A 26,644-nucleotide genomic window follows, 5' to 3' on the forward strand; every position below is an offset into this window, starting at 1 on the left:
GTTGTCCAATCGGACCGCCTTTTTAGGCCGAAATTTTATTGTTAGCTGAGTCAGGAGATGCGGATGTTAAAGCGTGAAATGAACATTGCCGATTATGATGCCGAACTGTGGCAGGCTATGGAGCAGGAAAAAGTACGTCAGGAAGAGCACATCGAACTGATCGCCTCCGAAAACTACACCAGTCCGCGCGTCATGCAGGCGCAGGGCTCTCAGCTGACCAACAAATATGCTGAAGGGTATCCGGGCAAGCGTTACTACGGCGGCTGTGAATATGTCGACGTGGTTGAGCAACTGGCTATCGACCGCGCGAAAGAACTGTTCGGCGCTGACTATGCTAACGTCCAGCCGCACTCCGGCTCTCAGGCTAACTTTGCGGTCTACACCGCGCTGCTGCAGCCGGGCGATACCGTGCTCGGTATGAACCTGGCGCAGGGCGGCCACCTGACTCACGGCTCTCCGGTGAACTTCTCCGGCAAACTGTACAACATCATCCCTTACGGTATTGATGAGTCCGGTAAAATTGACTATGACGACATGGCGAAGCAGGCTCAGGAACACAAACCGAAGATGATCATCGGTGGTTTCTCCGCTTACTCCGGTATCGTTGACTGGGCGAAAATGCGTGAAATCGCCGACAGCATCGGCGCTTACCTGTTCGTCGATATGGCGCACGTGGCTGGCCTGATTGCCGCGGGTGTGTATCCGAACCCGGTTCCGCATGCTCACGTTGTGACCACCACCACCCACAAAACCCTGGCGGGTCCGCGCGGCGGCCTGATCCTGGCGAAAGGCGGTAGCGAAGAGCTGTACAAAAAACTGAACTCTGCCGTGTTCCCAAGCGCGCAGGGCGGCCCGCTGATGCACGTTATCGCGGCGAAAGCGGTGGCGCTGAAAGAAGCGATGGAGCCAGAGTTTAAAGTTTACCAGCAGCAGGTTGCGAAAAACGCCAAAGCGATGGTGGAAGTGTTCCTGAACCGCGGCTACAAAGTGGTTTCTGGCGGTACTGAGAACCACCTGTTCCTGCTGGACCTGGTGGATAAAAATCTGACCGGTAAAGAAGCTGACGCCGCCCTGGGCCGCGCCAACATCACCGTGAACAAAAACAGCGTGCCGAACGATCCGAAGAGCCCGTTCGTGACTTCCGGTATCCGTATCGGTTCTCCGGCTGTGACTCGCCGCGGCTTCAAAGAAGCGGAAGTTAAAGAGCTGGCTGGCTGGATGTGTGACGTGCTGGACAATATCAATGACGAAGCGGTCATTGAACGTGTGAAAGGCAAAGTGCTGGATATCTGCGCCCGCTTCCCGGTTTATGCGTAAGCGTTAACGTTGCAATAAAAAAGGCCGCGATTGCGGCCTTTTTTGTGTCTGCCGATTAGCGGCGGTCGAGCGAAATCGCGCCGGGGCCGGTAATCGCCAGCAGCAGAAAAGCGCCGGCAATACTGACGTTTTTCCAGAAATTAATCATGTTCGGCAATACCGCATCGCCGGTCATATCCCAGTAATGATGGCCAATCACCGCCGTACCCAGCGTATAAAAAATAAAGATGACCGCCAGCGGGCGGGTGAAAAAGCCCAACACAATTAAGATCGCCGCAGGGACCTCCATTATCACAGCGATAATCGCCGCCAGCGTCGGCATCGGCGCGCCGGAGGCGGCCATGTACTGCACCGTACCGCCAAAGCCTAACAGTTTCGGATAACCAAAAAGGATAAACAGGACCACCACGGCGATGCGGGCGATGAGCAGCAGCAAGGAGCGGGAAGCGCCAAAATCAAAATAGCGGAGTGTGTTCATAATCAGCTCGTTATGAGAGAAGTGTGATCTAAACGTAATACACAAATTTGCCCGCCGCCATGGAGAGAAAATAATAATGTTGCGCTTCGTTTCATCAGGATTTGGCTGCGGGGTTGCTCGCACTTTGATGCCCGGTTATCGGATTTTATTTAATACAACCGGCGATGGGATGGTGCTCGCTCTGTGATGTGTGTCACGATTTAAAGACAAATGTACTCAACTTCCATATAGAGAGTGAGACACCGGTTTACTCAAGATGGGGTTTGTCGCCAGACTGTCGACACCATTCGGGAGGAAATCATGGTCTTGCACTCCACGCGCTGGCTGGCGCTCAGTTATTTTACCTACTTTTTTAGCTACGGTATTTTTCTGCCCTTCTGGAGCGTCTGGTTGGCCGGAAACGGGCTGACTCCGGAAACCATCGGCCTGTTGCTTGGCGCCGGCCTGGTGGCTCGTTTTCTTGGGAGCCTGCTGATTGCCCCGCGGGTCAGCGATCCCTCCCGGCTCATTGCCGCGTTGCGCGTGCTGGCCCTGTTAACCTTACTTTTCGCGCTGGCCTTCTGGGTCGGCAGTCACGTGGCATGGCTGCTGGCGGTCATCATCGGCTTCAACCTGTTCTTTTCACCGCTGGTGCCGCTGACGGATGCCCTGGCCAATACCTGGCAAAAGCAGATCACCATGGACTATGGCCGGGTGCGGCTATGGGGCTCCATTGCCTTTGTCATCGGTTCGGCGCTGACCGGCAAGCTGGTCAGCCTGTTTGATTATCGGGCGATCCTGCTGATGTTAAGCCTGGGTGTCGCCTCGATGCTGCTGGGTATGCTGCTTAAGCCGTCGGTGATGCCCCACGGGGAGTCGCGCCAGCAGCAGGGAGCAGGACTGACGGCCTGGCTGACGCTGGTACGCCAGAGCTGGCGCTTTCTCGCCTGCGTCTGTTTGCTACAGGGGGCGCACGCCGCCTACTACGGCTTTAGCGCCATCTACTGGCAGCAGGCCGGCTATTCTGCCTCGGCGGTCGGTTATCTGTGGTCGTTAGGCGTGGTGGCGGAAGTGGTGATCTTCGCGTTGAGTAAAAAGGTGTTCCGCCGCTTCAGCGCACGCGACCTGCTGCTGCTCTCCGCCGTCTGCGGGCTGATTCGCTGGGGACTGATGGGCTGGACCACGGCGCTGCCGGGACTCCTCCTTGCGCAGATCCTTCACTGTGGCACCTTCACAGTGTGTCACTTGGCGGCGATGCGCTATATCGCCGCCCGTCAGGGCAGCGAAGTGATCCGCCTGCAGGCCGTCTATTCTGCGGTGGCGATGGGCGGGAGTATTGCCATCATGACCGTCTTCGCCGGTTTCCTCTATCAGCACCTGCACCAGGGCGTGTTCTGGGTAATGGCCCTGCTGACGATCCCGGCGCTGATTATCCGGCCAAAAGCGGTGGCGGCCTAGTCCTCAAGCATCGCGCAGATATGCTGCTGCTGGCGTTCAGTGAAGCAGTTTTCCGCGTGGATCAGCGGCGGCGAAAACAGCGGTAGCGCCGTCGCATAAGGGGTGACGATAAGCGTCACCCCTTTGGGCGCGCCTTCCTTCTGAAAGCGCTCTACGCTCTGGTATTTGATATTCAGCGGCAGCAGCGTGAGTTCGCGCAGCTGCTGTTCCAGAGCCTCTTCTATAGCCGGGTTGTCATCGGTTAGCAACAGCACCTGTTTTTCGTGCAGGTCGCTTTTCTGCATCAGCCAGGCGCCAAAGATCACCGCGATTAAGCCGGTCTCTTCCTCATTAAAGCGGATGTGCCAGGCCTCCTCGAATTCGCTCAATGCCGCCTGGGTGGTACGCAGTAAGCGAGGATAGAGCCGGCTCACTTCCTCCGTGAGCGTGCTGTCGATGCCGATGGCAAACACGCTGCGGATCAACGCCTGCGATAAATGAATATAGAGTTGATCGCTGAGCCCCTGCTCATCACTGAAAGCCCTGCCGGCGAGGACCTGGAAGCGATGGATCAGGCCGGAGATAGCCAGTCGCAGGCGGCGATCGTGCGGGTGACCGTCGCGGACCGGGTCGGGGGTTTTGAGCAACATAAACAGTAACGAGAGGAAGAAGGGCTCTCCAACATGCGGCGGAGCGCCGACCCGGCGCTGCCAGTGGCGGACAATCTCCTGCGCCAGGGTAAACTCGGCGGCGGTCTGGGCCCAACGCTGCTGTTCATCATTGAAGTCCGGAGAGTATCCCCGGTGATGCTCAAGCAGACAGTACTGCAGATATAAGCGCAGAAACTGCACGTCGCGGCAGTCAAACTGGCGATTGAGCGCCCGCGCGCAGCGGTTCACCAGCGCCTGCAGATTGGTATCATCGTATAAGGTACGGGCAATGCCTTCCTGTTTAAGCTGCGTTTTCAGGGCCGGGGTAAAATGATGATTGACGAACTGCGGGCAGAGGCGTAGCCCCCGCCGCAGCGCATGCAGCAGACATAAACGTTGGTCGAGCGCGGCGCCTTCAATCCGATAGCTGCCGTCCACCTCTGACCGGAGGGTCAAACGGTGGTAACGCTGAATTTCGCGTCCGGTCTCCTCAATATCCTGCCGGGCCGTGGTCTCATCAACGAGGTTGATCCTGCCAAGCCGTTCAGTCGTCACCGACTGTCCGGGCAGATAAAACATCAGGAGCACCTGGCTACGGCGCTGTGGACTGGAAAGCGCAGATGGTGGTTCAATGACGGTCATCATCTGGTAAGTTCCAGTTAGGGTTTTCGCTAAGAATAGACAATGGCAGAGGCGGGGGCAGGGCGAAACGCCCGCTTTAGCTCAGGATTGCTGGTGAAGTTCACAGAATTTTTCACGTGAGGAACAGATGAACAGAGTGAAACAATGCACCAGCGCGGCGTTTTTCATGGTTTTATCATTTTCAGCCGCCGCGCATCCGCATAGCTTCATTAGTTTGCAGAGCGAGCCGGTGGTTAAAGACGGTCTGCTGAGCGGGTTTAAAATGCGCTGGACCATGGATGAAATTACCTCATCGGATCTGCTCTATGACGCCGGTAACGCCAAACCGGGCAGCGAAGTATGGAAAAAGCTGGCGGCGGAGGTGATGGCCAACGTACTCGGCCAGCACTATTTCAGCGAGCTGTGGCACAACGGCCAGCGGGTGAAATTTGAAAATCGTCCCGACGGCTATGGCCTCGAGCGTGACGGACTGCAGGCGGTACTGACCTTTACGCTGCCGCTGGCGACGCCGCAACCCGTTGCCGGGCAGACGTTTACCTTTTCCACCTTCGACCCGACCTACTACGTCGACATGTTTTATGACAAGGATAGCGATTTTTCCCTGCCCGCCGCGCTGCGGGCCGCCTGTAAGGCAACGGTGATGACGCCAAAACCGAACGACAAAATGCTCTCGTACGCCCAGTCGCTGGATAAAGCGGATGCGCCGCCGGAGGATATGGCGCTGGGCAGCTATTTTGCCCAGAAGGTGACCCTGACATGTCAGTAATTTTCACCCCCCGCGCGCGATCCTCGCGCTGGAAAGCGCTGTGGCCGCTGGCGCTGTTGCTGGCTGTGAGCATCATCGGCGGCATTTGGCTATGGCGGGCGTGGCCGCAGGTGCTGATGCAGAGCGCGATCTGGCAGCGCTCGTTGAATCTGGAACTCAGCCGCCTGCTGCAGGCGGTGGCGGAGAACCCGGCAGCGGCGGGCCTGTCGCTGCTCGGGTTCAGTTTCGTTTATGGTGTGGTGCATGCCTTAGGGCCCGGCCATGGCAAAATTGTCATTACTACCTGGCTCGCCACCCATCCCTCGAAGCTGAAATCAAGCATTAACCTGACGCTGGCCGCCTCTTTATTACAGGGGCTGGTGGCCATCGCGCTGGTGGTCGTGGTGCTGGCGCTGCTGCAGCTGCCGGCGCGCCAGCTGCATCTCAGCAGTTTCTGGCTGGAGAAGGGCAGCTATCTGCTGGTGGGCGCATTAGGCTTGCTGCTGTGCTGGCGGGCGTTAAAAAAGCTGCGTCTGCTGCTGAGCCGGCCAACGTTTACCGCTTTTACCCCACATCATGTTCATCACGAGCATTGCGGCTGCGGGCATCAGCATCTCCCGGCGCCGGATCAGCTTCAGAGCGGCGACGACTGGCGGGCACGCGCCGCGATCGTCCTGTCGATGGGCATGCGCCCCTGCTCGGGAGCGATCATGGTGCTGCTGTTCAGCAATGTGATCGGGGTGTTCAGTTGGGGAATGGCGGCGGCGCTGGCGATGGCGGCGGGAACCTCGTTGACCATCACGGCGCTGGCGCTGCTGGTGCACAGTTTTCGCCAGCTGGCGGTGAAGTTGGGTCAGCATCAGGCGCCGCCGCTGTGGCGTCAGGTGGGCTGGCTGACGCTGGCGCTGGCCGGCGGCGTGATTTTGCTGGCGGCGGCAGGAGTGATGTGGTTCACCGCGGTCCCGGCCGGCGGTGGGATCCGCCCGTTTTAGTCAGACGCCGGGCGCAAATCCGAAAGTGGGCGCCTGTGCTTGCCGCTGGCGAAGCGATGCTCTAGTTTTCCGCTTTTCGGCGGATGACAAGGAGTCGCTATGGCCGCAAATATCGTTTCTTCCGCACCGAGCGGGCGGTTTTATTATGGCTGCGCCGGTGCCGCCGGGCTGCTGGCGGGCCTGGCGATCGTCTACTGGTTTCCGGCGCTGGCCAGCTGGTGGCCGTCAGATCTGGTGCGCGTCTACCACGCCATGTCGTATGTCATGGGATTCGGGGTGTCGCGTATCGGGGATATCCCGCTGGTGGCCTACGCCACCTTAACGCTGTCGGGTTTCGTCATGGCTTTTTGCCACCCCGGGCACAGTAAACTGCCCATTGTTGCCTGGGCTGTGCATAATCAGCCTTCGCCACGGGAGATGGTCGATTGGATCCTGCGCAGCTGGGTATTGCAGTTCGGTTTCCTGGTGATCATTTTCTGGCGTTTTGCTTTCATGGGGAAGCTGACCAGCTATCGGCTGATGCAGTTCGTGGGCATCTTTAACGACGTCTGCTATCTGGCCACGCTGGTGCTGGCTGGGATACTGCTGCGCGATAGCTGGCGAGACTTTCAAGGCGTTTCCGCACCGGCAAGCAATATTCGCATTCCGCTGATCTTTGCCCTGAGCTTTTATCTGCCGTTTCAGCTGGTATGGATTTTACTCAGTGCGCAGCAGTTCGAGTTGCCGCTGTGGGGATGGCTGCTGCTGGTTCCGGCGATGGTCGGCGTGCTGTTAGCCCGCCTGGCGACAGTAGGAATAGCGTTGTGTTTCCGGCGCTGGCTGGGACCGCAGGGCTGCCTGCGCTGGCGCGGGCCGCTGGCCTTGTTTAGCGGCCTGACGGTACTGTGCATCGGCGGCAATGCGGTGATTCGCCAGATCCTCAACATGATAAAATGACATAAAAAAAGGAAGCCGCGGCTTCCTTTTTGACATCTGTAAGAGATTAACGCTTCAGCGCATCGCTCAGCTGCTCACGCATATTCGCCAGCATCGCTTTCACCACGCGCGGGTTACCGGCAACGATGTTGCCCGTCAGCAGGTAGTTATGGCCACCGGTGAAGTCGCAGACAATCGCGCCAGCTTCACGGGCGATCAGCTCGCCTGCGGCGAAATCCCAAGGCTTCAGGGCGATCTCAAAGTAACCGTCAACGCGGCCGGCGGCTACATAGGCCAGATCCAGCGCGGCAGAGCCGGTGCGACGGAAGTCGGCACATTCGGTAAACATGTTGCCGAGAATATTCATGTAAGTGGTGGCGTGCTGCTTCGCTTTGAACGGGAAGCCGGTCGCGATGATGGTGCCGTCGAGGTCGCGAGCGTTGCTGCCGCGCAGACGGTAGCCGTTCAGCTGCGCGCCCTGGCCGCGGGTCGCGGTAAACAGTTCGTTACGCATCGGATCGTAAACCACCGCGACTTCAGTACGACCTTTGATGCGTACGGCGATGGAAACAGAGAAGTGGGGCAGACGTTTAACGAAGTTGGTGGTGCCATCCAGTGGATCGATAACCCATTGAACATCCTGCTCTTCACCAGCGTGTTCACCGCTTTCTTCGGTGATAATGGTGTGCTGCGGGTAAGATTTGCGAATGGTTTCGATAATAATCGCTTCAGCGGCTTTATCGACGTTGGTCACAAAATCATTGCTGCCTTTCTGGCTGGTTTCTACGGTGTCTGGCGTTTCGTAGTGCTTGGCAATTAAATTACCCGCCTTGCGCGCGGCGCGCACGGCGATGTTCAGCATCGGATGCATCGGTCTCTCTCACTGGATGTTAAAGAACGGGAAAAACGGCGCATATAATAACAGCGAAATCTGCTTATGTCTCCGTTTTATGGTAGCATGCCCGAATAATCTTTAGCCGAAGAACCATAATGCTGCAAAATATTCGAATCGTACTGGTAGAAACCTCACACACCGGCAATATGGGCTCCGTTGCCCGCGCGATGAAAACCATGGGCTTAACTAACCTGTGGCTGGTCAACCCGCTGGTGAAACCTGATTCCCAGGCCATCGCGCTGGCCGCTGGTGCCAGCGATGTGATTGGCAACGCGCAGATCGTCGATACCCTTGATGAAGCGCTGGCGGGCTGTAGCCTGGTGGTTGGCACCAGCGCGCGCTCCCGCACACTGCCGTGGCCGATGCTGGATCCGCGTGAATGCGGTCTGAAAAGCGTCGCCGAAGGTCAGCATGCGCCGGTCGCGCTGGTCTTTGGCCGCGAGCGCGTTGGCCTGACTAACGACGAACTGCAGAAATGCCACTATCACGTGGCGATCGCCGCCAACCCCGAGTACAGCTCGCTGAACCTGGCAATGGCGGTGCAGGTTATCGCCTATGAAGTGCGAATGGCCTGGCTGGCGACTCAGGAGCAGGCGCAGCCGGCGGTTGAACATGAAGAAACGCCGTATCCGCTGGTCGATGATTTAGAACGTTTCTACGGCCACCTTGAGCAGACGCTGCTGGCGACCGGTTTTATCCGCCCGAATCATCCGGGGCAGGTGATGAACAAGTTGCGTCGTCTGTTCACCCGCGCGCGTCCGGAAAGCCAGGAGCTGAACATTCTGCGCGGCATGCTGGCGTCTATTGAGCAGCAGAATAAAGGTAAGTAAGCGCGTTAACGCCGGATGGCGCTTCGCTTATCCGGCCTACGAATCTACATCTCTGTTGTAGCCCGGGCGAGGCCTTTGGCCGACCCCGGGAGCGGCTCGAAATTAATAACGGCACGGAAAGCCAAATACCTGACTAAAACAGTCAAGTAAATAGTTGACCAAATTACTCGGGAATGTCAGACTTGGCCCTGCTATGCAATACCCATATTAATAAAAAGCCCGGCCAGGGGCGAGTTTGAGGTTAAGTAAGACATGAGACTGACATCTAAAGGGCGTTATGCCGTGACCGCGATGCTTGACGTTGCGCTCAACTCTGAAACGGGCCCGGTGCCGTTGGCAGATATTTCAGAGCGTCAGGGAATTTCGCTTTCCTATCTGGAACAGCTGTTCTCTCGCCTGCGTAAAAATGGCCTGGTTTCCAGCGTTCGTGGTCCAGGCGGTGGTTATCTGTTAGGTAAAGATGCCAGCAGCATCGCCGTCGGCGAAGTGATCAGCGCGGTAGACGAATCCGTTGACGCGACCCGTTGCCAGGGCAAAGGCGGCTGTCAGGGCGGCGATAAGTGCCTGACTCACGCGCTGTGGCGCGATTTGAGCGAACGCCTGACCGGCTTCCTGAACAATATCACCCTGGGTGAACTGGTGAATAACCAGGAGATCCTTGATGTGTCCGGCCGTCAGCATCAGCACGAAACCCAGCGCAATGCGCGCACCCAGGACGCGATCAACGTTAAGCTGCGCGCCTGAGTGACCCGTCCCGTTTCGGACTGCGGCTGACAGGGCGAGGCAGCACGAAACGGTCGGGACAACGATTATAAAGAGCTTTCAGAATCAGGCCGGGATGCGCCAGCATTCCGTGTACTCGGTCGTACATCAAGCCGGTTGCCTGATTCCTTGCATTGAGTGATGTACGGAGTTTAAGAGCAATGAAATTACCGATTTATCTCGATTACTCCGCAACCACGCCGGTGGACCCGCGTGTTGCCGAGAAAATGATGCAGTTCCTGACCATGGACGGGACCTTTGGTAACCCGGCCTCCCGTTCCCACCGTTTTGGCTGGCAGGCTGAAGAGGCGGTTGATATCGCCCGCAATCAGATTGCCGAGCTGGTCGGTGCCGACCCGCGCGAAATCGTCTTTACCTCTGGTGCGACTGAATCCGACAACCTGGCGATCAAGGGTGCAGCCAACTTTTATCAGAAAAAAGGCAAGCACATCATCACCAGCAAAACCGAGCATAAAGCGGTTCTGGATACCTGCCGTCAGCTGGAGCGTGAAGGCTTCGAGGTGACCTACCTGGCGCCGCAGCGCAACGGGATTATCGATCTCAAAGAGCTGGAAGCGGCGATGCGTGACGACACCATCCTGGTTTCCATCATGCATGTGAATAACGAAATCGGCGTGGTGCAGGATATCGCTACCATCGGCGAGATGTGTCGCGCCCGCGGTATCATTTACCACGTAGACGCCACCCAGAGCGTGGGCAAGCTGCCTATCGATCTGAGCCAGCTGAAGGTGGACCTGATGTCCTTCTCCGGCCATAAAATCTATGGTCCGAAAGGCATTGGCGCGCTGTACGTTCGCCGTAAACCGCGTATCCGTATCGAAGCGCAGATGCACGGCGGTGGCCACGAGCGCGGTATGCGTTCTGGTACTTTGCCTGTTCACCAGATCGTCGGCATGGGTGAAGCTTACCGTATCGCCAAAGAAGAGATGGAAAGCGAAATGGCGCGTCTGCGCGCGCTGCGCAACCGTCTGTGGAACGGCGTGAAGGATATGGAAGAAGTTTATCTCAACGGCGACCTCGAGCAGGGCGCGCCGAACATTCTTAACGTCAGCTTCAACTACGTTGAAGGTGAGTCGCTGATTATGGCGCTGAAAGACCTGGCGGTTTCCTCCGGTTCAGCCTGTACTTCCGCGAGCCTTGAGCCATCCTACGTGCTGCGCGCGTTAGGTATGACTGATGAACTGGCGCACAGCTCTATTCGTTTCTCTTTAGGTCGTTTCACTACCGAAGAAGAGATTGACTACACCATCAAACTGGTTCGTAACTCCATCGGCCGTCTGCGCGATCTTTCTCCGCTGTGGGAAATGTTTAAGCAGGGCGTGGATTTGAACAGTATTGAATGGTCACATCACTAATTCGGCACCGATAAGGAGAATTCAACATGGCATACAGCGAAAAAGTTATCGATCATTACGAGAATCCGCGCAACGTCGGCTCTTTTGACAACAGCGACGAGAACGTCGGCAGCGGTATGGTCGGCGCGCCGGCCTGCGGCGACGTGATGAAGTTGCAGATTAAAGTCAACAATGAAGGTATCATTGAAGACGCGCGCTTCAAAACCTACGGCTGCGGTTCCGCCATCGCTTCCAGCTCCCTGGTTACCGAGTGGGTGAAGGGCAAATCCCTGGACGAAGCGCAGGCGATCAAGAACACTGATATCGCCGATGAACTGGAACTGCCGCCGGTGAAAATTCACTGCTCTATTCTGGCGGAAGACGCGATTAAAGCCGCGATTGCGGATTACAAAAGCAAACGTGAAGCAAAATAATTAGTTGAGGTTTTGTTATGTCGATTACTCTTAGCGACAGTGCTGCAGCGCGAGTCAATGCCTTTCTGGCGAACCGCGGTAAAGGGTTTGGCCTGCGCCTGGGCGTGAGAACCTCCGGCTGCTCGGGTATGGCCTATGTACTGGAGTTTGTTGACGAGCCGGCGGCAGAAGACACCGTGTTTGAAGACAAAGGCGTGAAGGTCGTGATCGACGGCAAAAGTCTGCAATTCCTCGACGGCACTCAGCTGGACTTCGTCAAAGAAGGTCTCAACGAAGGGTTCAAGTTCACCAACCCTAACGTCAAAGACGAGTGCGGCTGCGGCGAAAGCTTTAACGTATAATCGGTCATCCCCAACCCCACCGCGGTTACGCCGCGCGTGGGGTTTTCATTTAGATGCATGACCCTGAGGTTACTATGGACTATTTCACCCTCTTCGGGTTACCAGCCAGCTATACCCTCTCGCTTGAACAACTGGCTGTCCGGTATCAGGATCTGCAGCGCCAGTACCATCCGGATAAATTTGCCAGCGCGCCTGCTGCGGAACAGCTTGCGGCGGTTCAGCATTCCGCGACCATAAACCAGGCCTGGCAGACGCTGCGCCATCCGTTGACCCGGGCGGAATACCTCCTCTCGCTTCATGGCTTCGATCTGGCCAGCGAGCAGCATACCGTTCGCGATACCGCATTCCTGATGGAACAGCTGGAGCTACGCGAAGAGCTCGACGAGATCGGTAAGGCGAAAGACGATGCGCGGCTGGAAGCCTTTATCAAACGAGTGAAAGCGCTGTTTGATACCCGCCATCAACTGATGGTTGACCAATTGCATAATGAGAGCTGGGAGGCGGCGGCGGATACGGTACGTAAGCTCCGTTTTCTTGATAAACTGCGCAGCAGTGCTGAAGAACTCGAAGAAAAACTGCTCGATTTTTAATTTTCGGAAGCAATTATGGCCTTATTACAAATTAGTGAGCCCGGCCTGAGCGCCGCGCCGCACCAGCGTCGTCTGGCGGCCGGTATCGACCTGGGCACCACCAATTCTCTGGTGGCTACCGTGCGTAGCGGCCAGGCCGAAACCTTGCCCGACCATCAAGGCCGCTATCTGCTGCCGTCGGTGGTGAACTACCACGCTTCGGGGCTGACCGTCGGCTATGATGCCCGGCTTAACGCCGCCCAGGATCCTGCCAATACCATCAGCTCGGTGAAGCGAATGATGGGGCGCTCCCTCGCCGATATTCAAAACCGCTACCCGCATCTGCCGTATCAGCTGCAGGCCAGTGAAAACGGCCTGCCGATGATCCAGACCGCCGGCGGCCTGCTGAACCCGATTCGCGTCTCCGCCGACATCCTGAAAGCGCTGGCTGCCCGGGCAACCGAAGCGCTGGCTGGTGAACTCGACGGCGTGGTGATCACCGTTCCCGCTTATTTCGACGACGCTCAGCGTCAGGGGACCAAAGACGCGGCGCGTCTGGCGGGGCTGCACGTGCTGCGCCTGCTCAATGAGCCGACCGCGGCGGCTATCGCCTACGGCCTCGATTCCGGTCAGGAAGGGGTAATTGCGGTCTACGATCTCGGCGGCGGCACCTTTGATATTTCCATTCTGCGCTTAAGCCGCGGGGTGTTTGAAGTGCTGGCGACCGGTGGTGACTCGGCGCTCGGCGGCGATGATTTCGACCATCTGCTGGCCGACTATCTGCGCGAGCAGGCGGGCTTCAGCGACCGCAGCGATAACCGCCTGCAGCGTGAGCTGCTGGATGCCGCCATCGCGGCGAAAATCACCCTCAGCGATGCTGAGGCAGCGCACGTCGAGGTCGGCGGCTGGCAGGGCGATATCACCCGCAGCCAGTTTAACGATCTGATTGCCCCGCTGGTAAAACGCACTTTACTGGCCTGCCGTCGCGCGCTGAAAGACGCCGGCGTTGAGGCGCAAGAGGTGCTGGAAGTGGTGATGGTCGGCGGTTCCACTCGCGTGCCGCTGGTGCGCGAACGCGTTGGCGAATTCTTTGGCCGCACCCCGCTGACCTCCATCGACCCGGACAAAGTCGTCGCCATCGGCGCGGCGATTCAGGCGGATATTCTGGTCGGCAACAAGCCGGACAGCGAACTGCTGCTGCTCGACGTTATCCCGCTGTCGTTAGGGCTGGAGACCATGGGCGGCCTGGTGGAGAAAGTGATCCCGCGTAATACCACCATTCCGGTGGCCCGCGCGCAGGAGTTTACCACCTTCAAAGATGGTCAGACGGCGATGTCCATTCATGTGATGCAGGGCGAGCGTGAGCTGGTGCAGGATTGCCGCTCGCTGGCGCGTTTTGCGCTGCGCGGGATCCCGGCTCTGCCAGCGGGCGGGGCGCATATTCGCGTCACCTTCCAGGTCGATGCCGACGGTCTGCTGAGCGTCACGGCGATGGAAAAATCGACCGGCGTGGAAGCCTCTATCCAGGTGAAACCGTCTTACGGTCTGACCGATGGCGAAATCGCCACCATGATTAAAGATTCGATGAGCTACGCCGAACAGGATGTCCAGGCGCGCATGCTGGCTGAACAGAAAGTAGAAGCCGCCCGTGTTCTGGAGAGCCTGACAAGCGCGCTGGCCGCCGACGCCGCGCTGTTAAGCGCCGCGGAGCGTCAGGCTATCGATGCTGCTGCGGAGCAGGTACGCGCCGCGGCGGCAGGCGACGACGCCGACTCCATTAAAGAAGCGATTAAAAATATCGACACACAAACCCAGGAATTCGCCGCCCGCCGTATGGATCAGTCGGTCCGTATCGCGCTGAAAGGCCAATCCGTGGACGAGGTTTAAAATGCCAAAAATTGTATTTCTGCCCCACCAGGACCTGTGTCCGGATGGCATCGTTGTGGAAGCTGAGACTGGTGAAACTATTCTGGATGCGGCGCTGCGTAGCGGCATCGAGATTGAACACGCCTGCGAAAAATCCTGTGCCTGCACCACCTGCCACTGCATCGTGCGTGAAGGCTTTGACTCGCTGGCGGAAAGTACCGAAGATGAAGACGATATGCTGGATAAAGCCTGGGGACTGGAACCGGACAGCCGCCTGAGCTGTCAGGCGCGCGTCACCGACGAAGATCTGGTCGTTGAGATCCCGCGTTACACCATCAACCACGCACGCGAGCATTAATATGGCACTGAAATGGACCGACAGCCGTGAAATCGGCGAAGCGCTGTACGACGCTTATCCGGATCTCGATCCGAAAACCGTTCGCTTTACCGACATGCATCAGTGGATTTGCGATCTGGAAGAGTTCGATGACGACCCAAACGCATCCAATGAAAAAATTCTCGAGGCGATTCTGTTAGTCTGGTTAGACGAAGCCGAATAATTTTCGCGTTATGATTTATGCGACGGTATTAAGTCGGATGAATCATCGAGCGAGAGAACATTACGGGCTGCCATACGGTGGCCCGTTTGCTAAGAAGGATAATGATAATGACCGAAGCCATGAAGATTACGCTTTCTACTCAGCCAGCCGATGCGCGCTGGGGAGAAAAGGCGTCTTACAGCATTAATAACGACGGCATCGCCCTGCACCTCAACGGCAAAGACGACCTGGGCCTGATTCAGCGCGCGGCGCGTAAAATTGACGGTATGGGCATCAAACATGTCGCGTTAAGCGGCGAAGGCTGGGACACCGACCGCGCGTGGGCGTTCTGGGCGGGTTATAAAGGTCCGAAAGGCACCCGTAAAGTTGAATGGCCGACCCTGGACGATGCGCAGCGTAGCGAGCTGGACAACCGTCTGACCATTATTGACTGGGTGCGCGACACCATCAACGCGCCGGCGGAAGAGCTGGGCCCGGAGCAGCTGGCACAGCGCGCCGTGGACCTGCTGTGCAGCGTGGCGGGCGAGCAGATGAGCTATCGCATCACCAAAGGCGAAGATCTGCGTGAGCAGGGCTATCTCGGTCTGCACACCGTAGGCCGCGGCTCCGAGCGTCCGCCGGTCCTGCTGGCGCTGGATTATAACCCGACCGGCGATAAAGAAGCCCCGGTATACGCCTGCCTGGTGGGCAAAGGCATCACTTTTGATTCCGGCGGCTACAGCATCAAACAGAGCGCCTTTATGGACTCAATGAAATCCGATATGGGCGGCGCGGCGACCATCACCGGCGCGCTGGCTTTTGCCATTACCCGCGGGCTGAACAAGCGCGTGAAGCTCTACCTGTGCTGCGCCGACAACCTGATCAGCGGTAACGCCTTTAAACTCGGCGATATTATTCATTATCGTAACGGCAAAACCGTTGAAGTGATGAACACTGACGCCGAAGGCCGCCTGGTGCTGGCGGATGGCCTGATTGACGCTTCGGCGCAGAAGCCGGCGCTGATCATCGATGCCGCCACCCTGACCGGCGCGGCGAAAACCGCGTTGGGTAATGACTACCACGCGCTGTTCAGCTTTGACGATGCGCTGGCGAATCGCCTGCTGGCGAGCGCCCAGGCGGAAAACGAAGCCTTCTGGCGTCTGCCGCTGGCCGAGTTCCACCGCAACCAGCTGCCGTCGAACTTCGCTGAACTGAACAACACCGGCAGTGCCGCCTATCCGGCTGGCGCCAGTACCGCGGCGGGTTTCCTGTCCCACTTCGTGGAAAACTACCATCAGGGCTGGCTGCATATCGACTGTTCGGCAACCTACCGTAAATCTGCCGTTGAGCAGTGGTCGGCGGGCGCGACGGGTCTTGGCGTGCGTACCATTGCTAACCTGCTGACGGCTGAGTAACGGCCTTGCCGGGGGCGCTACGCTTACCCGGCCAGGAAAACCGTATGCCCGCGTGGACGAATGGCCGCCGGGCAATTCATTGTGAAGTAGCCAAACTATGTCTGATACGAAAAATGAATTAGAAACCCTGCTGGAAAAAGCGGCGACTGAGCCCGCCCACCGTCCGGCATTTTTCAGCGCGCTGCTGGAGGCGACCGTCTGGGTACCCGGCAGTGCAGCCGATGGTGAGCAGATTGTCGAAGACAGCGCGCTGGATCTGCAGCACTGGGAAAAAGATGACGGCAGCTCGGTGATCCCGTTCTTTACCTCGCTGGAGGCGCTGCAGCAGGCGGTGGCGGATGAACAGGCTTTCGTGATGATGCCGGCCCGCACGCTGATGGCGATGACGCTGGGCGAATCGCTGTTCCTCAACCCGAAGCTGCCGAGCGGTAAAGAGTTCACCCCGCGTGAAATCAGCCATCTGCTCGGGGAAGAGGGCAGCCCGCTCAGCACCCAGACGGTGCTGGAAGGCGGCGAAGCGCTGTTATTGTCTGAAGTCGCTGACCCGCCGGCGCAGATGGTCGATTCGCTGACCACGCTGTTCAAAACGCTGAAAACCGTCAAGCGGGCGTTCCTGTGCTCGATCAAAGAGCGCGCCGACGCGCCCGCTAATCTGCTGATCGGTATTGAAGCGGAAGGGGATATCGAGTCCATTATTCAGACCACCGGCAGCGTGGCGACCGATACCCTGCCCGGCGATGAGCCGATCGATATTTGTCAGGTGGTGGAAGGCGAGAAGGGCATCAGCCACTTTATGATTGCCCATATCACACCGTTCTATGAAAAGCGCTGGGGCAGCTTCCTGCGCGATTTCAAACAAAACCGCATTATCTGACCGCGGGGGCGGCTGCCCCCGCTGTTTCTTTATGCTTCCAGTGTGAGGCCGAAAATCGGCTTTGCCAGGGTTAATGCAGCGCAGCAAAGATCCGCGGATAGGCTGACGCCATGTTATAGATAAGAAATCCCGTCACACACAGGGTGACAATGCCGTTGAAGAGCGCCATATCCCCACGCCATGCCCGACATCTCTCCTCGCCCAGCAAAGAACGTAGCGCTGCCACCAGCCCGCCGACCAGCATAAACGCCAGTAACACCCCTGCCATTTGCGCGATAACAATGTACCAGCCCAGCGGCGTATTCACGCCCCGGGCGCTCATCAGCGCGATCTGCGCCGGCAAAATCGTCTGAAACCCCAGCGTGAGTATCACGAGGAGGCGCAGGTCCGCCAGCTGAGCGTCGAACGTGCGGGCCAGACGTCGGGCGTCACGCAGGAGCAGCACCCCTGACGCCACCGCCGCGGCAACGCTGACGTGCTGGAGAATAAAAATATATAACGCCAGGGTCCCGGATCCGACCCGGGATAAAAAGAACAGATTGCAAAAGACGATAATCAGCAGGCCAAATTTTATGCCCCAGGCGCGGAGAACCTCGCCGGGCCAGCGCCGGCTTGACGCAGGGTTATGCATCATCCACGCGGCAAGGGTCGACTTACCGTAACCGGGCGCGAGCAGCACCATCAGAAAACCCAGCAGCGCCTGATGGCCATAGGTGATCAGCGGGACCTCTTCCAGAGTGACCCCGAGAAAGCGGGTATAAACAGAAACCGGCGCAGGCACCAGGCTTAACCATATCCGGTTCCATTGCGGCCAAAAATAAAGAATGACGCCGCCCGCCAGCAGGCCAGCTATGCCTCCCAGCCAGGGACGGCGCGGTGAATCAGCAGAATGTGGGTTGGAGACTAATGCCATTTTCACTCCTTGTGGTGACATCAGATTGGGACGGACTGGATGCGCTATCAGTCCTGAGGAATTCCGTACCGGTGCTCTGCCTCCTCATCAGGCAAAGCGAATACGGCAGGTACAAACCCTGCGGCAGCACAGAGTAACCGGTTTAGCGAGAAGCAGAAGGAGGGGAGAGGGAAAATCAGAAATTATTTAGTGACCGCGGGACGGGAGGCCCGCGGTCACGCCGTGTTTACGGAGCGGCAGAGGCCGGTTCAATCGGCAGATCGCTCCGCGCGCCCCATTCGCTCCAGGAGCCGTCGTACAGGCAGACGCCGTTCACGCCAAGCGTGGTGAGCGCCAGCACGACCACCGCCGCCGTCACCCCCGATCCGCAGCTGGCGATGATTGGCCGTTCAAAATCGACACCCTGACGTAAAAAGATGTCGTTCAGCTCGTCGACGGTTTTCAGTTCGCCGTTAATCACCAGCTCCGTCCACGGCACGTTAAGCGCGCCAGGGATATGCCCGCGACGCAGGCCCGGGCGCGGTTCGTCGGCCTGGCCGTTAAACCGGGCCGCCGGACGCGCATCGACAATCTGCGCCGACCCTTCATGGCTGACCAGCAGGACGTCGGTCAGGCGCTTAATTTGTTGGGGATCGAAACGCACGTCGAATTCCCCTTCGGCCACCTCGGGCACGCCTTGCTCCAGCGGCAGTTCGTCACGTCGCCAGCCCTCCAGCCCACCGGCCAGTATGGACACCTTCTCCACGCCAAAGGTGCGCAGCATCCACCAGGCGCGAGGCGCGGAAAACAGATTGCCTTCGTCATAAACCACCAGGTGCTTATCGCTGCAGACGCCCAGCTCGCGCATGGCGACAGCAAACGCCTCGGCGCGCGGCATCATATGCGGCAGCGGGCTGGTGTGATCGGACAGCGCCTCGATATCGAAAAACAGCGCGTTCGGCACGTGGCCGGCGCGGTATTCCGCGGCCATATCGCGCAGGGCCTCCTGCCCGGCGGGCGCCATACGGGCGTCGATAATCTGGATCTCCGGGTCATCAATATGTTCTGCCAGCCAGTCGGCGGCGACAAAAAACGAGGTGGACATGGGTGCCTCCGTTTTACAATTCATGACTGAATTGTCGGCGTTTTATCTCACGCTGACAAGTTAAGGACGTCAGAGTGGGGACGACGTCACGGCACTTTTCTGATTAATCGGCAGAAACCCGCGTCATCACTGTTGAGAAGTGCCGCCTTAACGCATAATAAAAAGTGATAATTTGCATCAGGCCCACCGGCCGAGGGGTTAGAAGGATGAAACCATTTCGTTTAGCGGCGCTGTCACTGGCGCTCCTTACCGCATTTTCATTAACCGGGTGTGATGACAGCGGTACGCCGCAGGCCACGGCCCCGGCGCCAGCTGCGGATAGCAACCCAGGCGCGACGGCAAAACCGGACCGCGCCCAGCTGGCGGCGCTGGCGGAAAAAAGTCAGGGCAAAGCGCTGACGCTGCTCGACGCCTCGGAAGTCCAACTGGATGGCGCCGCGACCCTGGTGCTGACGTTTTCCGTGCCGCTGCAGCCGGACCAGAATTTCTCCCGCAGCGTACATCTGGTCGACAAGAAAAGCGGTAAGGTGGACGGTGCCTGGGAACTGGCGCCGAATCTGAAAGAGCTGCGTCTGCGTCACCTTGAGCCAAAGCGCGAGCTGATTGTCTCGGTCGACCCGACGCTGACCGCCCTGAACAAGGCCACGCTCGACAAACCGTTCGAGAAGACCCTGACCACCCGCGATATCGCACCGAGCGTTGGTTTCGCCAGCCGCGGCTCGCTGCTGCCGGGCAACGTGGTCGCCGGGCTGCCGGTGATGGCGCTGAACGTTGATAATGTCGACGTTAACTTCTTCCGTATTAAGCCGGAATCACCCTCCGCGTTTGTCAGCCAGTGGGAATACCGTAACTCGTTAAGCAACTGGGAGTCTGACGAGCTGCTGAAGATGGCGGATCTGGTCTATACCGGCCGCTTCGATCTCAACCCGGCACGCAATACCCGCGAAAAGCTGCTGCTGCCGCTGAACGATATCAAGCCGCTCCAGCAGCCGGGCGTCTACGTGGCGGTGATGAACCCGGCGGGCCATTATAGCTACAGCAACGCGGCGACGCTGTTTACCCTCAGCGATATCGGCGTCTCGGCGCATCGCTACCACAATCGGCTGGACGTCTTTACCCAGAGCCTGGAAAACGGCGCCGCCCAGTCTGGTATCGACGTCCAGCTGCTCAACGCCAAAGGGCAGACCCTGGCGGAGGCGAAAAGCGACAGCCAGGGCCACGTTACTCTGCAAACCGATAAAGAAGCCGCGCTGCTGCTGGCGCGTAAAGAGGGGCAGACGACGCTGCTCGATCTCAAGTTGCCGGCGCTGGATCTGGCGGAATTCTCTATCGCAGGGGCGCCCGGCTTTAGCAAACAGTTCTTTATGTTTGGCCCGCGCGATCTCTATCGGCCGGGCGAAACGGTGATCCTCAATGCGCTGTTGCGCGATAGCGACGGCAAGCCGCTGGCGGAGCAGCCGGTGAAGCTGGAGGTTGTTCAGCCGGACGGCCAGGTGATCCGTTCGGTGATGAGCAAACCGGTGAATGGTCTGTACCAGTTCACTTATCCGCTTGACAGCGGCGCGGCTACCGGCATGTGGCACATTCGCGCCAGCACCGGCGATAACCAGCCGCGCGAGTGGGACTTCCACGTCGAAGACTTTATGCCGGAACGCATGGCCCTGAACCTGACGCCGCAGGCCGAGCCAGTCGCGCCGGATGCCGACGTCACCTTTGGCGTCAGCGGCGCTTATCTCTACGGCGCGCCGGCCAGCGGCAACCAGCTGCAGGGCAAGCTGTTCCTGCGCCCGCTGCGCGACGCCGTCGCCGCGCTGCCGGGCTTCCAGTTCGGCGATATTGCGGAAGAAAACCTCTCCCGTAGTCTGGATGAAGTCCAGCTGACGCTGGACGAAAAAGGCCATGGCGAAGTGACCACCTCAAGCCAGTGGCAGGATAGCCATTCGCCGCTGCAGGTGGTGTTGCAGGCGAGCCTGCTGGAATCCGGGGGGCGTCCGGTGACCCGTACCGTACAGCAGCCGATCTGGCCCGCCGGGGCGCTGCCGGGGATCCGCCCGCAATTTACGCTGAAGGACGTTTACGATTACCGCACCGATACCACCGTGAAGCAGCCGGTGGTCGATGAGAACAGTAACGCTGCGTTTGATATCGTCTATGCCGACGCCAAAGGCGAGAAAAAAGCGGTCTCGGGCCTGCAGGTACGGCTGATCCGCGAGCGCCGCGACTACTACTGGAACTGGTCCGACAGCGAAGGCTGGCAGTCGCAGTTCGATCAAAAAGATCTGCAGGAGGGCGAGGAGTCGCTGGATCTGCAGGCCGGACAAACCGGCAAAGTGAGCTTCCCGGTAGAGTGGGGCTCCTATCGCCTGGAGGTGAAAGGGCCGGACGACGTGGTCAGCAGCGTGCGCTTCTGGGCCGGCTATAGCTGGCAGGATAACAGCGAAGGTACCGGCGCGGCGCGTCCTGATCGGGTCACCATGAAGCTGGATAAACCGAGTTATAAACCGGGCGACACCATCAAGCTGCACATCGCCGCCCCGGCGGCGGGTAAAGGCTACGCGATGGTGGAATCCAGCGAAGGGCCGCTGTGGTGGCAGGAAATTGACGTCCCGGCGGAGGGGATGGATTTGTCTATTCCGGTGGATAAAGCCTGGAACCGCCACGATCTCTACCTCAGCACGCTGGTGGTTCGCCCCGGCGATAAATCCCGCTCGGCGACGCCGAAACGCGCGGTCGGCCTGCTGCATCTGCCGCTGGGCGATGAAAACCGCCGCCTGACGCTGGCGCTGGAGGCTCCGGACAAAATGCGCCCCAACCAGCCGCTGACGGTGAAAGTGAAAGCCAGCGTCAAAGAGGGCGAGGCGCCGAAACAGGTCAACGTCCTGCTCTCGGCGGTGGATAGCGGGGTACTGAATATCACCGATTACGCTACCCCGGATCCGTGGAACGCCTTCTTTGGCCAGAAGCGTTACGGCGCAGATATCTATGACATCTACGGCCAGGTGATCGAAGGGCAGGGACGTGTGGCCAGCCTGCGCTTCGGCGGCGATGGCGACGAGTTAAAACGCGGCGGCAAACCGCCGGTCAACCACGTGACGATCGTCGCCCAGCAGGCGCAGCCGGTGGTATTGAACGATCAGGGCGAAGGCACGGTGACGTTACCCATTGGCGATTTTAACGGCGAGCTGCGGGTGATGGCCCAGGCGTGGACGGCGGATGACTTCGGCAGCAGCGAAGATAAAGTGGTGGTGGCCGCCCCGGTCATCGCCGAACTGAACACCCCGCGCTTCCTCGCCAGCGGCGATACCACACGGCTGGCGCTGGATCTCAGCAATCTAACCGATAAACCGCAAACCCTGCAGGTACATCTTACCGCCAGCGGGCTGGTGACCTTGACCGATGGCCAACTGCCACCGGTGCAACTGGCGCCGGGGGCGCGCAGCACGCTGTTTATACCGGTGAGCGCGCTGGCGGGATTCGGCGATGGTCAGGTCAATGCTACTATCAGCGGCCTGAGTCTGCCGGGAGAAACCTTCGCCCCGCTGCAGAAACAGTGGAGAATCGGCGTCCGTCCGGCATTCCCGGCCCAGACTGTCAACAGCGGCGCGGTGCTACAGCCCGGCGAAAGCTGGCAGGCGCCGGCGGCGCAGAGCCAGGGGTTCGCCCCGCAAACGCTGCAGGGCCAACTGCTGCTCAGCGGGAAACCGCCGTTGAACCTCGCGCGCTATATCCGCGAGCTGAAAGCCTATCCTTACGGCTGCCTTGAGCAGACCGCCAGCGGCCTGTTCCCGTCGCTGTACACCAGCGCGGCGCAGCTAAAAGCGCTGGGCATCAGCGGCGATAGCGATGAAAAACGCCGCGCGGCAATCGATGTTGGTATCTCACGCCTGCTGCAGATGCAACTGGAAAATGGCGGCTTTGCGTTGTGGGATAAAGAGGGGCCGGAAGAGTACTGGCTGACCGCCTACGCCATGGACTTCCTCGTCCGCGCGGGCGAGCAGGGCTATAGCGTACCGGTCAACGCCATTAATAAAGGTAACGAACGCCTGCTGCGCTATCTGCAGGAGCCGGGGCTGATGACCGTGCGCTACAGCGATGACGCCCAGGCCAGCCGCTTTGCCGCCCAGGCATACGCCGCGCTGGTGCTGGCGCGTCAGCAAAAAGCCCCGCTCGGCGCCTTGCGTGAAATCTGGAGCCGTCACGACCAGGCGCGATCCGGCTTGCCGCTGCTGCAGCTCGGCATTGCGCTGAAAACCATGGGCGATGCGCCGCGCAGCGATGAGGCCATGAAGCTGGCGGTTGCCACCCCGCGCCAGGATGAGAATCGTTGGCTGGGCGATTACGGTAGCCCGCTTCGCGATGACGCCCTGAAGCTGGCGCTGCTGGAAGAGAACAAGCTGCTGCCGGAGGTGCAAAACACGCTGTTGAGCACGCTGTCGGAAGAGACCTACGGCCAGCGCTGGCTGTCGACCCAGGAAACCAACGCCCTGTTCCTTGCCGGACGTACGCTTGCCGACCTGCCGGGCAACTGGCAGGCGCAAACCTCGCTGCAGGCTGAGCCGCTGGCCGGCGACAAAGCGCAAACCCGTAACCTCGACGGCGATCGGCTGGCGACGCTGCAGGTGAGTAATACCGGCAGTCAGCCGCTGTGGCTGCGTCTCGACAGCAGCGGCTATCCGCAAAGCGCGCCACAGCCGGGCGGCAACGTGTTGGGGATTGAACGCGCTATTTTCGATACCCACGGCCAGCAGAAATCGCTGACCTCGTTGCGCAGCGGCGAACTGGTGCTGGTGAAGCTGGAGGTGACCGCCAAACGCAATGTGCCTGACGCGCTGGTGGTCGATCTGCTGCCGGCCGGTCTGGAGCTGGAAAACCAGAATCTGGCCAACAGCAGCGCCAGCCTGCAGGAGAATGGCGACGCGGTGCAAAATCTCCTTAACCAGATGCAGCAGGCGGATATTCAGCATATCGAGTTCCGTGACGACCGTTTCGTCGCCGCTGTCGCTGTCAATGAAGGCCAGCCGGTGACGCTGGTCTATCTGGCGCGGGCGGTGACGCCGGGCACTTATCAGGTCCCGCAGCCCCAGGTGGAATCGATGTATGTGCCGCAGTGGCGGGCGACCGGGGCGGCCAGCGGCCCGCTTACCGTGACGCCGTAAATGCGCGTATTGCCTCGGGTAAAACGCCGCTGGCGCTGGCTGGCGGCGTTTATTTTTCTGCTGTGGCTGGCGGTGCTGGCCGCCGATCGCTTGTGGCCGCTGCCGCTGCAGGACGTCACGCCTGCCCGCGTGGTGGTGGCGGAAGACGGCACGCCGCTCTGGCGCTTTGCCGATGCGCAGGGCGTCTGGCGTTATCCGGTGACTCTCGCCGACGTGTCGCCGCGCTATCTGCAGGCGCTCATTCAGTATGAAGACCGCTGGTTCTGGAAACATCCAGGGGTCAATCCCTTCGCGGTGCTGCGCGCCGCCTGGCAGGATTTAACCTCCGGGCGGGTCATTTCCGGCGGCAGCACGCTTACCATGCAGGTCGCGCGTCTGCTCGACCCTCATCCGCGCACCTTCGGCGGCAAGCTACGCCAGCTATGGCGGGCGCTGCAGCTGGAGTGGCATCTGTCAAAAAACGACATTCTTACCCTGTATCTGAACCGCGCGCCGTTTGGCGGCACTCTGCAGGGGATCGGCGCGGCCAGCTGGGCTTATCTTGGCAAACCGCCCGCTCAGCTCAGCTACGGCGAGGCGGCGCTGCTGGCGGTGCTGCCCCAGGCGCCCAGTCGTTTGCGCCCGGACCGCTGGCCGCAGCGGGCCCAGGCGGCGCGCGATAAAGTCCTCACGCGCATGGTCAGCCAGGGCGTCTGGCCGCAACGGCCGGTACAGGAAGCGATGGAAGAACCTGTATGGCTATTCCCGCGGCAGATGCCGCAGCTGGCGCCGCTTTTTTCACGCCGGGCGCTGGCGACCAGTCGCGACGAAAAGGTGACGACAACGCTCGATGCCGGGCTCCAGCGGCAGCTTGAGGATCTGGCGCTGAACTGGAAATCGCGCCTGCCGCCGCGCAGCTCACTGGCGATTGTTGTCGTCGATCACACGGATATGAAAGTCCGCGGCTGGGTGGGATCGGCGGATATCACCGACGACAGCCGCTTCGGCCATATTGATATGGTCTCGGCGGTGCGTTCGCCGGGATCGGTGCTGAAACCCTTTGTCTACGCGATGGCGATGGATGACGGGCTGATCCATCCGGCGTCGTTATTACAGGATGTTCCACGACGCTTTAGCGATTATCGTCCCGGCAATTTTGACAGCGGATTTCATGGCCCGGTGAGCGCCAGCGAGGCGCTGGTGCGCTCCCTGAATCTGCCGGCGGTGCAGGTGCTTGAAGCCTACGGGCCCAAACGTTTCGCGGCGAATTTACGCAACGCCGGGCTGCCCCTGACGCTGCCCGCTGGCGCAGAGCCGAACCTGTCGCTGATCCTCGGTGGGGCCGGGGCACGGCTGGAAGATATCGTCGCGGCGTACAGCGCCTTTGCCCGTCACGGCAAGGCGGCGTGGCTGCGCCTGAAGCCCGACGACCCGCTGGTGGAAAGATCGCTGATGTCACCCGGCGCGGCGTGGATTGTCCGGCGCATTTTGGCCGGCGAAGCGCAACCGGTTCCCGATGCCTCACTGCCGCAAGTGGTGCCGCTGGCGTGGAAAACCGGTACCAGCTATGGCTATCGCGATGCGTGGGCGGTCGGCCTCAATGCGCGATATCTGATAGGTATCTGGACCGGACGGCCAGACGGTACGCCGGTGGTGGGCCAGTTTGGCTTCGCCAGCGCCGTGCCGCTGTTAAACCAGGTCAATAATCTGTTGCTGGCGCGCCAGGCGATGAGCCGCGGCGGGCTGCCGGTCGACCCGCGCCCGCAAACGGTGAGCCGCGGGGCTATTTGCTGGCCAGGCGGGCAGGATCTACCGGCCGGTGACAGCAACTGCCGCCGGCGCTTAGCCAGCTGGCTGCTGGATGCCAGCCAGCCACCGACGCTGCTGCTGCCCGGGCAGGAGGGCGTGCGCGGGATCCGCTTCCCGGTGTGGCGCAACGCAGCAGGGGAAAGGGTGGCCGCGGATTGTCCGGGTGCGACTGAAGTCGTTATTGATGTCTGGCCGCTGCCGCTGGAACCGTGGCTGCCGGCCAGGGAGCGCCGTCGCGCGCGTCTGGGGCCGGTATCGAAAGTGTGCCCACCGTTGCAAACTCAGAATGCCGCGCCGCTGGTGTTGTCAGGTATTCGCGAAGGGGCGTTAATAAAACGTCTGCCGGGCGAGGCGCGGGTGATGTTACCCGTGCAAACCAGCGGTGGAGAAGGGCGGCGCTGGTGGTTTATCAACGGCCAGCCGTTAGACGCCGCCGGTGCGACAACCACGCTAACGCTGGATAAGCTTGGCGAGTGGCAGCTGGTGGTCATGGATGAGGCTGGGCAAACGGCGGCCGCCAGTTTCACCCTGCAATAACCAGGGTAAATTTGTTGTTGGCGGTTTGTGTTTCCAATACTCATCTTATTTTAACAAAATGTTACCTTCATCCGTAGGCATCGCCGACGTTGCTCATTATAATGCGCGCCAGGCCATACGATCGTATGCGC

The 26,644-nt window shown here is 59.6% G+C and carries 23 protein-coding genes; 18 read left to right on the top strand and 5 right to left on the bottom strand.

Annotated features, from left to right (window positions below; translation table 11 throughout):
• Positions 1 to 63: 63 nt before the first annotated feature.
• Positions 64 to 1,317 (top strand): serine hydroxymethyltransferase, encoded by a 1,254-nt coding sequence (gene glyA, locus AC3EMD_RS06250; RefSeq protein ID WP_008803781.1) that lies wholly within the window; start codon positions 64 to 66, stop codon positions 1,315 to 1,317.
• 55 nt (positions 1,318 to 1,372) lie between these two features.
• On the opposite strand, the gene AC3EMD_RS06255 is transcribed toward glyA, so the two are convergent.
• The gene (locus tag AC3EMD_RS06255) at positions 1,373 to 1,795 is read right to left on the bottom strand and encodes a DoxX family protein (RefSeq protein WP_012540860.1); all 423 of its coding nucleotides are present in this window, start codon (positions 1,793 to 1,795) and stop codon (positions 1,373 to 1,375) included.
• 300 nt (positions 1,796 to 2,095) lie between these two features.
• On the opposite strand from AC3EMD_RS06255, the gene AC3EMD_RS06260 reads away from it, so the two are divergent.
• Positions 2,096 to 3,232, top strand: a complete 1,137-nt coding sequence (locus AC3EMD_RS06260) for a 3-phenylpropionate MFS transporter (RefSeq protein ID WP_008803783.1) — start codon at positions 2,096 to 2,098, stop codon at positions 3,230 to 3,232.
• Here the strand turns inward: AC3EMD_RS06260 and csiE are convergent.
• Positions 3,229 to 4,506 carry a stationary phase inducible protein CsiE gene (gene csiE / locus AC3EMD_RS06265; protein ID WP_008803784.1) on the bottom strand — a complete coding sequence of 426 codons (1,278 nt, stop codon included), beginning with the start codon at positions 4,504 to 4,506 and terminating at the stop codon, positions 3,229 to 3,231. The two genes, AC3EMD_RS06260 and csiE, sit on opposite strands and share 4 nt — an antisense overlap.
• Before the next feature lie 124 nt (positions 4,507 to 4,630).
• On the opposite strand from csiE, the gene AC3EMD_RS06270 reads away from it, so the two are divergent.
• The 3 genes from AC3EMD_RS06270 (at position 4,631) to AC3EMD_RS06280 (ending at position 7,176) form a co-directional block, all read left to right on the top strand.
• Positions 4,631 to 5,269, top strand: a complete 639-nt coding sequence (locus tag AC3EMD_RS06270; RefSeq protein ID WP_012967437.1) for a DUF1007 family protein — start codon at positions 4,631 to 4,633, stop codon at positions 5,267 to 5,269.
• Positions 5,260 to 6,240: a nickel/cobalt transporter gene (locus tag AC3EMD_RS06275; RefSeq protein WP_302073987.1), complete on the top strand. Its 981-nt coding sequence runs from the start codon at positions 5,260 to 5,262 to the stop codon at positions 6,238 to 6,240. The genes AC3EMD_RS06270 and AC3EMD_RS06275 overlap by 10 nt, the downstream gene beginning before the upstream one ends.
• A gap of 99 nt (positions 6,241 to 6,339) precedes the next feature.
• Positions 6,340 to 7,176 (top strand): hypothetical protein, encoded by an 837-nt coding sequence (locus AC3EMD_RS06280; protein WP_022064874.1) that lies wholly within the window; start codon positions 6,340 to 6,342, stop codon positions 7,174 to 7,176.
• A gap of 46 nt (positions 7,177 to 7,222) precedes the next feature.
• Here the strand turns inward: AC3EMD_RS06280 and suhB are convergent, their stop codons facing one another.
• Complete coding sequence (gene suhB, locus AC3EMD_RS06285; RefSeq protein WP_008803788.1) at positions 7,223 to 8,026, bottom strand: inositol-1-monophosphatase; 804 nt, start codon at positions 8,024 to 8,026, stop codon at positions 7,223 to 7,225.
• Between the two features lie 119 nt (positions 8,027 to 8,145).
• Between suhB and trmJ the strand changes: the two genes are divergently transcribed.
• From trmJ to sseB, 11 genes are all read left to right on the top strand, one after another.
• Positions 8,146 to 8,880: a tRNA (cytosine(32)/uridine(32)-2'-O)-methyltransferase TrmJ gene (gene trmJ / locus AC3EMD_RS06290; protein WP_015370313.1), complete on the top strand. Its 735-nt coding sequence runs from the start codon at positions 8,146 to 8,148 to the stop codon at positions 8,878 to 8,880.
• A 252-nt stretch (positions 8,881 to 9,132) separates the two neighbouring features.
• Positions 9,133 to 9,624 carry a Fe-S cluster assembly transcriptional regulator IscR gene (iscR, locus tag AC3EMD_RS06295; RefSeq protein WP_008803790.1) on the top strand — a complete coding sequence of 164 codons (492 nt, stop codon included), beginning with the start codon at positions 9,133 to 9,135 and terminating at the stop codon, positions 9,622 to 9,624.
• Positions 9,625 to 9,803: 179 nt separating this feature from the next.
• Entirely contained in the window at positions 9,804 to 11,018 is a 1,215-nt protein-coding gene (gene iscS / locus AC3EMD_RS06300; protein ID WP_023323104.1) for a cysteine desulfurase, read from the top strand.
• A 26-nt stretch (positions 11,019 to 11,044) separates the two neighbouring features.
• The gene (iscU, locus tag AC3EMD_RS06305) at positions 11,045 to 11,431 is read left to right on the top strand and encodes a Fe-S cluster assembly scaffold IscU (RefSeq protein WP_002913991.1); all 387 of its coding nucleotides are present in this window, start codon (positions 11,045 to 11,047) and stop codon (positions 11,429 to 11,431) included.
• Positions 11,432 to 11,448: 17 nt separating this feature from the next.
• Entirely contained in the window at positions 11,449 to 11,772 is a 324-nt protein-coding gene (gene iscA / locus AC3EMD_RS06310) for an iron-sulfur cluster assembly protein IscA (protein WP_002913979.1), read from the top strand.
• 74 nt (positions 11,773 to 11,846) lie between these two features.
• Positions 11,847 to 12,362 (top strand): co-chaperone HscB, encoded by a 516-nt coding sequence (hscB, locus tag AC3EMD_RS06315; RefSeq protein WP_008803792.1) that lies wholly within the window; start codon positions 11,847 to 11,849, stop codon positions 12,360 to 12,362.
• Positions 12,363 to 12,377: 15 nt separating this feature from the next.
• On the top strand, positions 12,378 to 14,228 hold the full coding sequence (gene hscA, locus AC3EMD_RS06320; protein WP_302073988.1) for a Fe-S protein assembly chaperone HscA: 1,851 nt from the start codon (positions 12,378 to 12,380) through the stop codon (positions 14,226 to 14,228).
• A 1-nt stretch (position 14,229) separates the two neighbouring features.
• The gene (gene fdx, locus AC3EMD_RS06325; RefSeq protein ID WP_004201872.1) at positions 14,230 to 14,565 is read left to right on the top strand and encodes an ISC system 2Fe-2S type ferredoxin; all 336 of its coding nucleotides are present in this window, start codon (positions 14,230 to 14,232) and stop codon (positions 14,563 to 14,565) included.
• Position 14,566: 1 nt separating this feature from the next.
• Positions 14,567 to 14,767 carry a Fe-S cluster assembly protein IscX gene (gene iscX, locus AC3EMD_RS06330; protein WP_002913954.1) on the top strand — a complete coding sequence of 67 codons (201 nt, stop codon included), beginning with the start codon at positions 14,567 to 14,569 and terminating at the stop codon, positions 14,765 to 14,767.
• A 107-nt stretch (positions 14,768 to 14,874) separates the two neighbouring features.
• Positions 14,875 to 16,161, top strand: a complete 1,287-nt coding sequence (pepB, locus tag AC3EMD_RS06335) for an aminopeptidase PepB (RefSeq protein WP_012967441.1) — start codon at positions 14,875 to 14,877, stop codon at positions 16,159 to 16,161.
• A gap of 97 nt (positions 16,162 to 16,258) precedes the next feature.
• Entirely contained in the window at positions 16,259 to 17,035 is a 777-nt protein-coding gene (gene sseB / locus AC3EMD_RS06340) for an enhanced serine sensitivity protein SseB (RefSeq protein WP_060619797.1), read from the top strand.
• Positions 17,036 to 17,105: 70 nt separating this feature from the next.
• Here sseB and AC3EMD_RS06345 read toward each other — a convergent pair whose 3' ends face one another.
• Positions 17,106 to 17,948, bottom strand: a complete 843-nt coding sequence (locus AC3EMD_RS06345; RefSeq protein ID WP_060619796.1) for a hypothetical protein — start codon at positions 17,946 to 17,948, stop codon at positions 17,106 to 17,108.
• Positions 17,949 to 18,174: 226 nt separating this feature from the next.
• Positions 18,175 to 19,032, bottom strand: coding sequence for a 3-mercaptopyruvate sulfurtransferase (gene sseA, locus AC3EMD_RS06350; RefSeq protein ID WP_012967442.1), 858 nt, complete (start codon positions 19,030 to 19,032; stop codon positions 18,175 to 18,177).
• Positions 19,033 to 19,238: 206 nt separating this feature from the next.
• Here sseA and AC3EMD_RS06355 point away from each other — a divergent pair, with 206 nt between their 5' ends.
• Both AC3EMD_RS06355 and pbpC read left to right on the top strand, forming a co-directional pair.
• Positions 19,239 to 24,188 carry an alpha-2-macroglobulin family protein gene (locus AC3EMD_RS06355; protein WP_302073989.1) on the top strand — a complete coding sequence of 1,650 codons (4,950 nt, stop codon included), beginning with the start codon at positions 19,239 to 19,241 and terminating at the stop codon, positions 24,186 to 24,188.
• The gene (pbpC, locus tag AC3EMD_RS06360) at positions 24,189 to 26,513 is read left to right on the top strand and encodes a peptidoglycan glycosyltransferase PbpC (protein WP_302073990.1); all 2,325 of its coding nucleotides are present in this window, start codon (positions 24,189 to 24,191) and stop codon (positions 26,511 to 26,513) included.
• The last annotated feature ends 131 nt before the right edge of the window (positions 26,514 to 26,644 follow it).

The sequence above is a fragment of the Klebsiella sp. PK18 genome, from assembly GCF_057784655.1.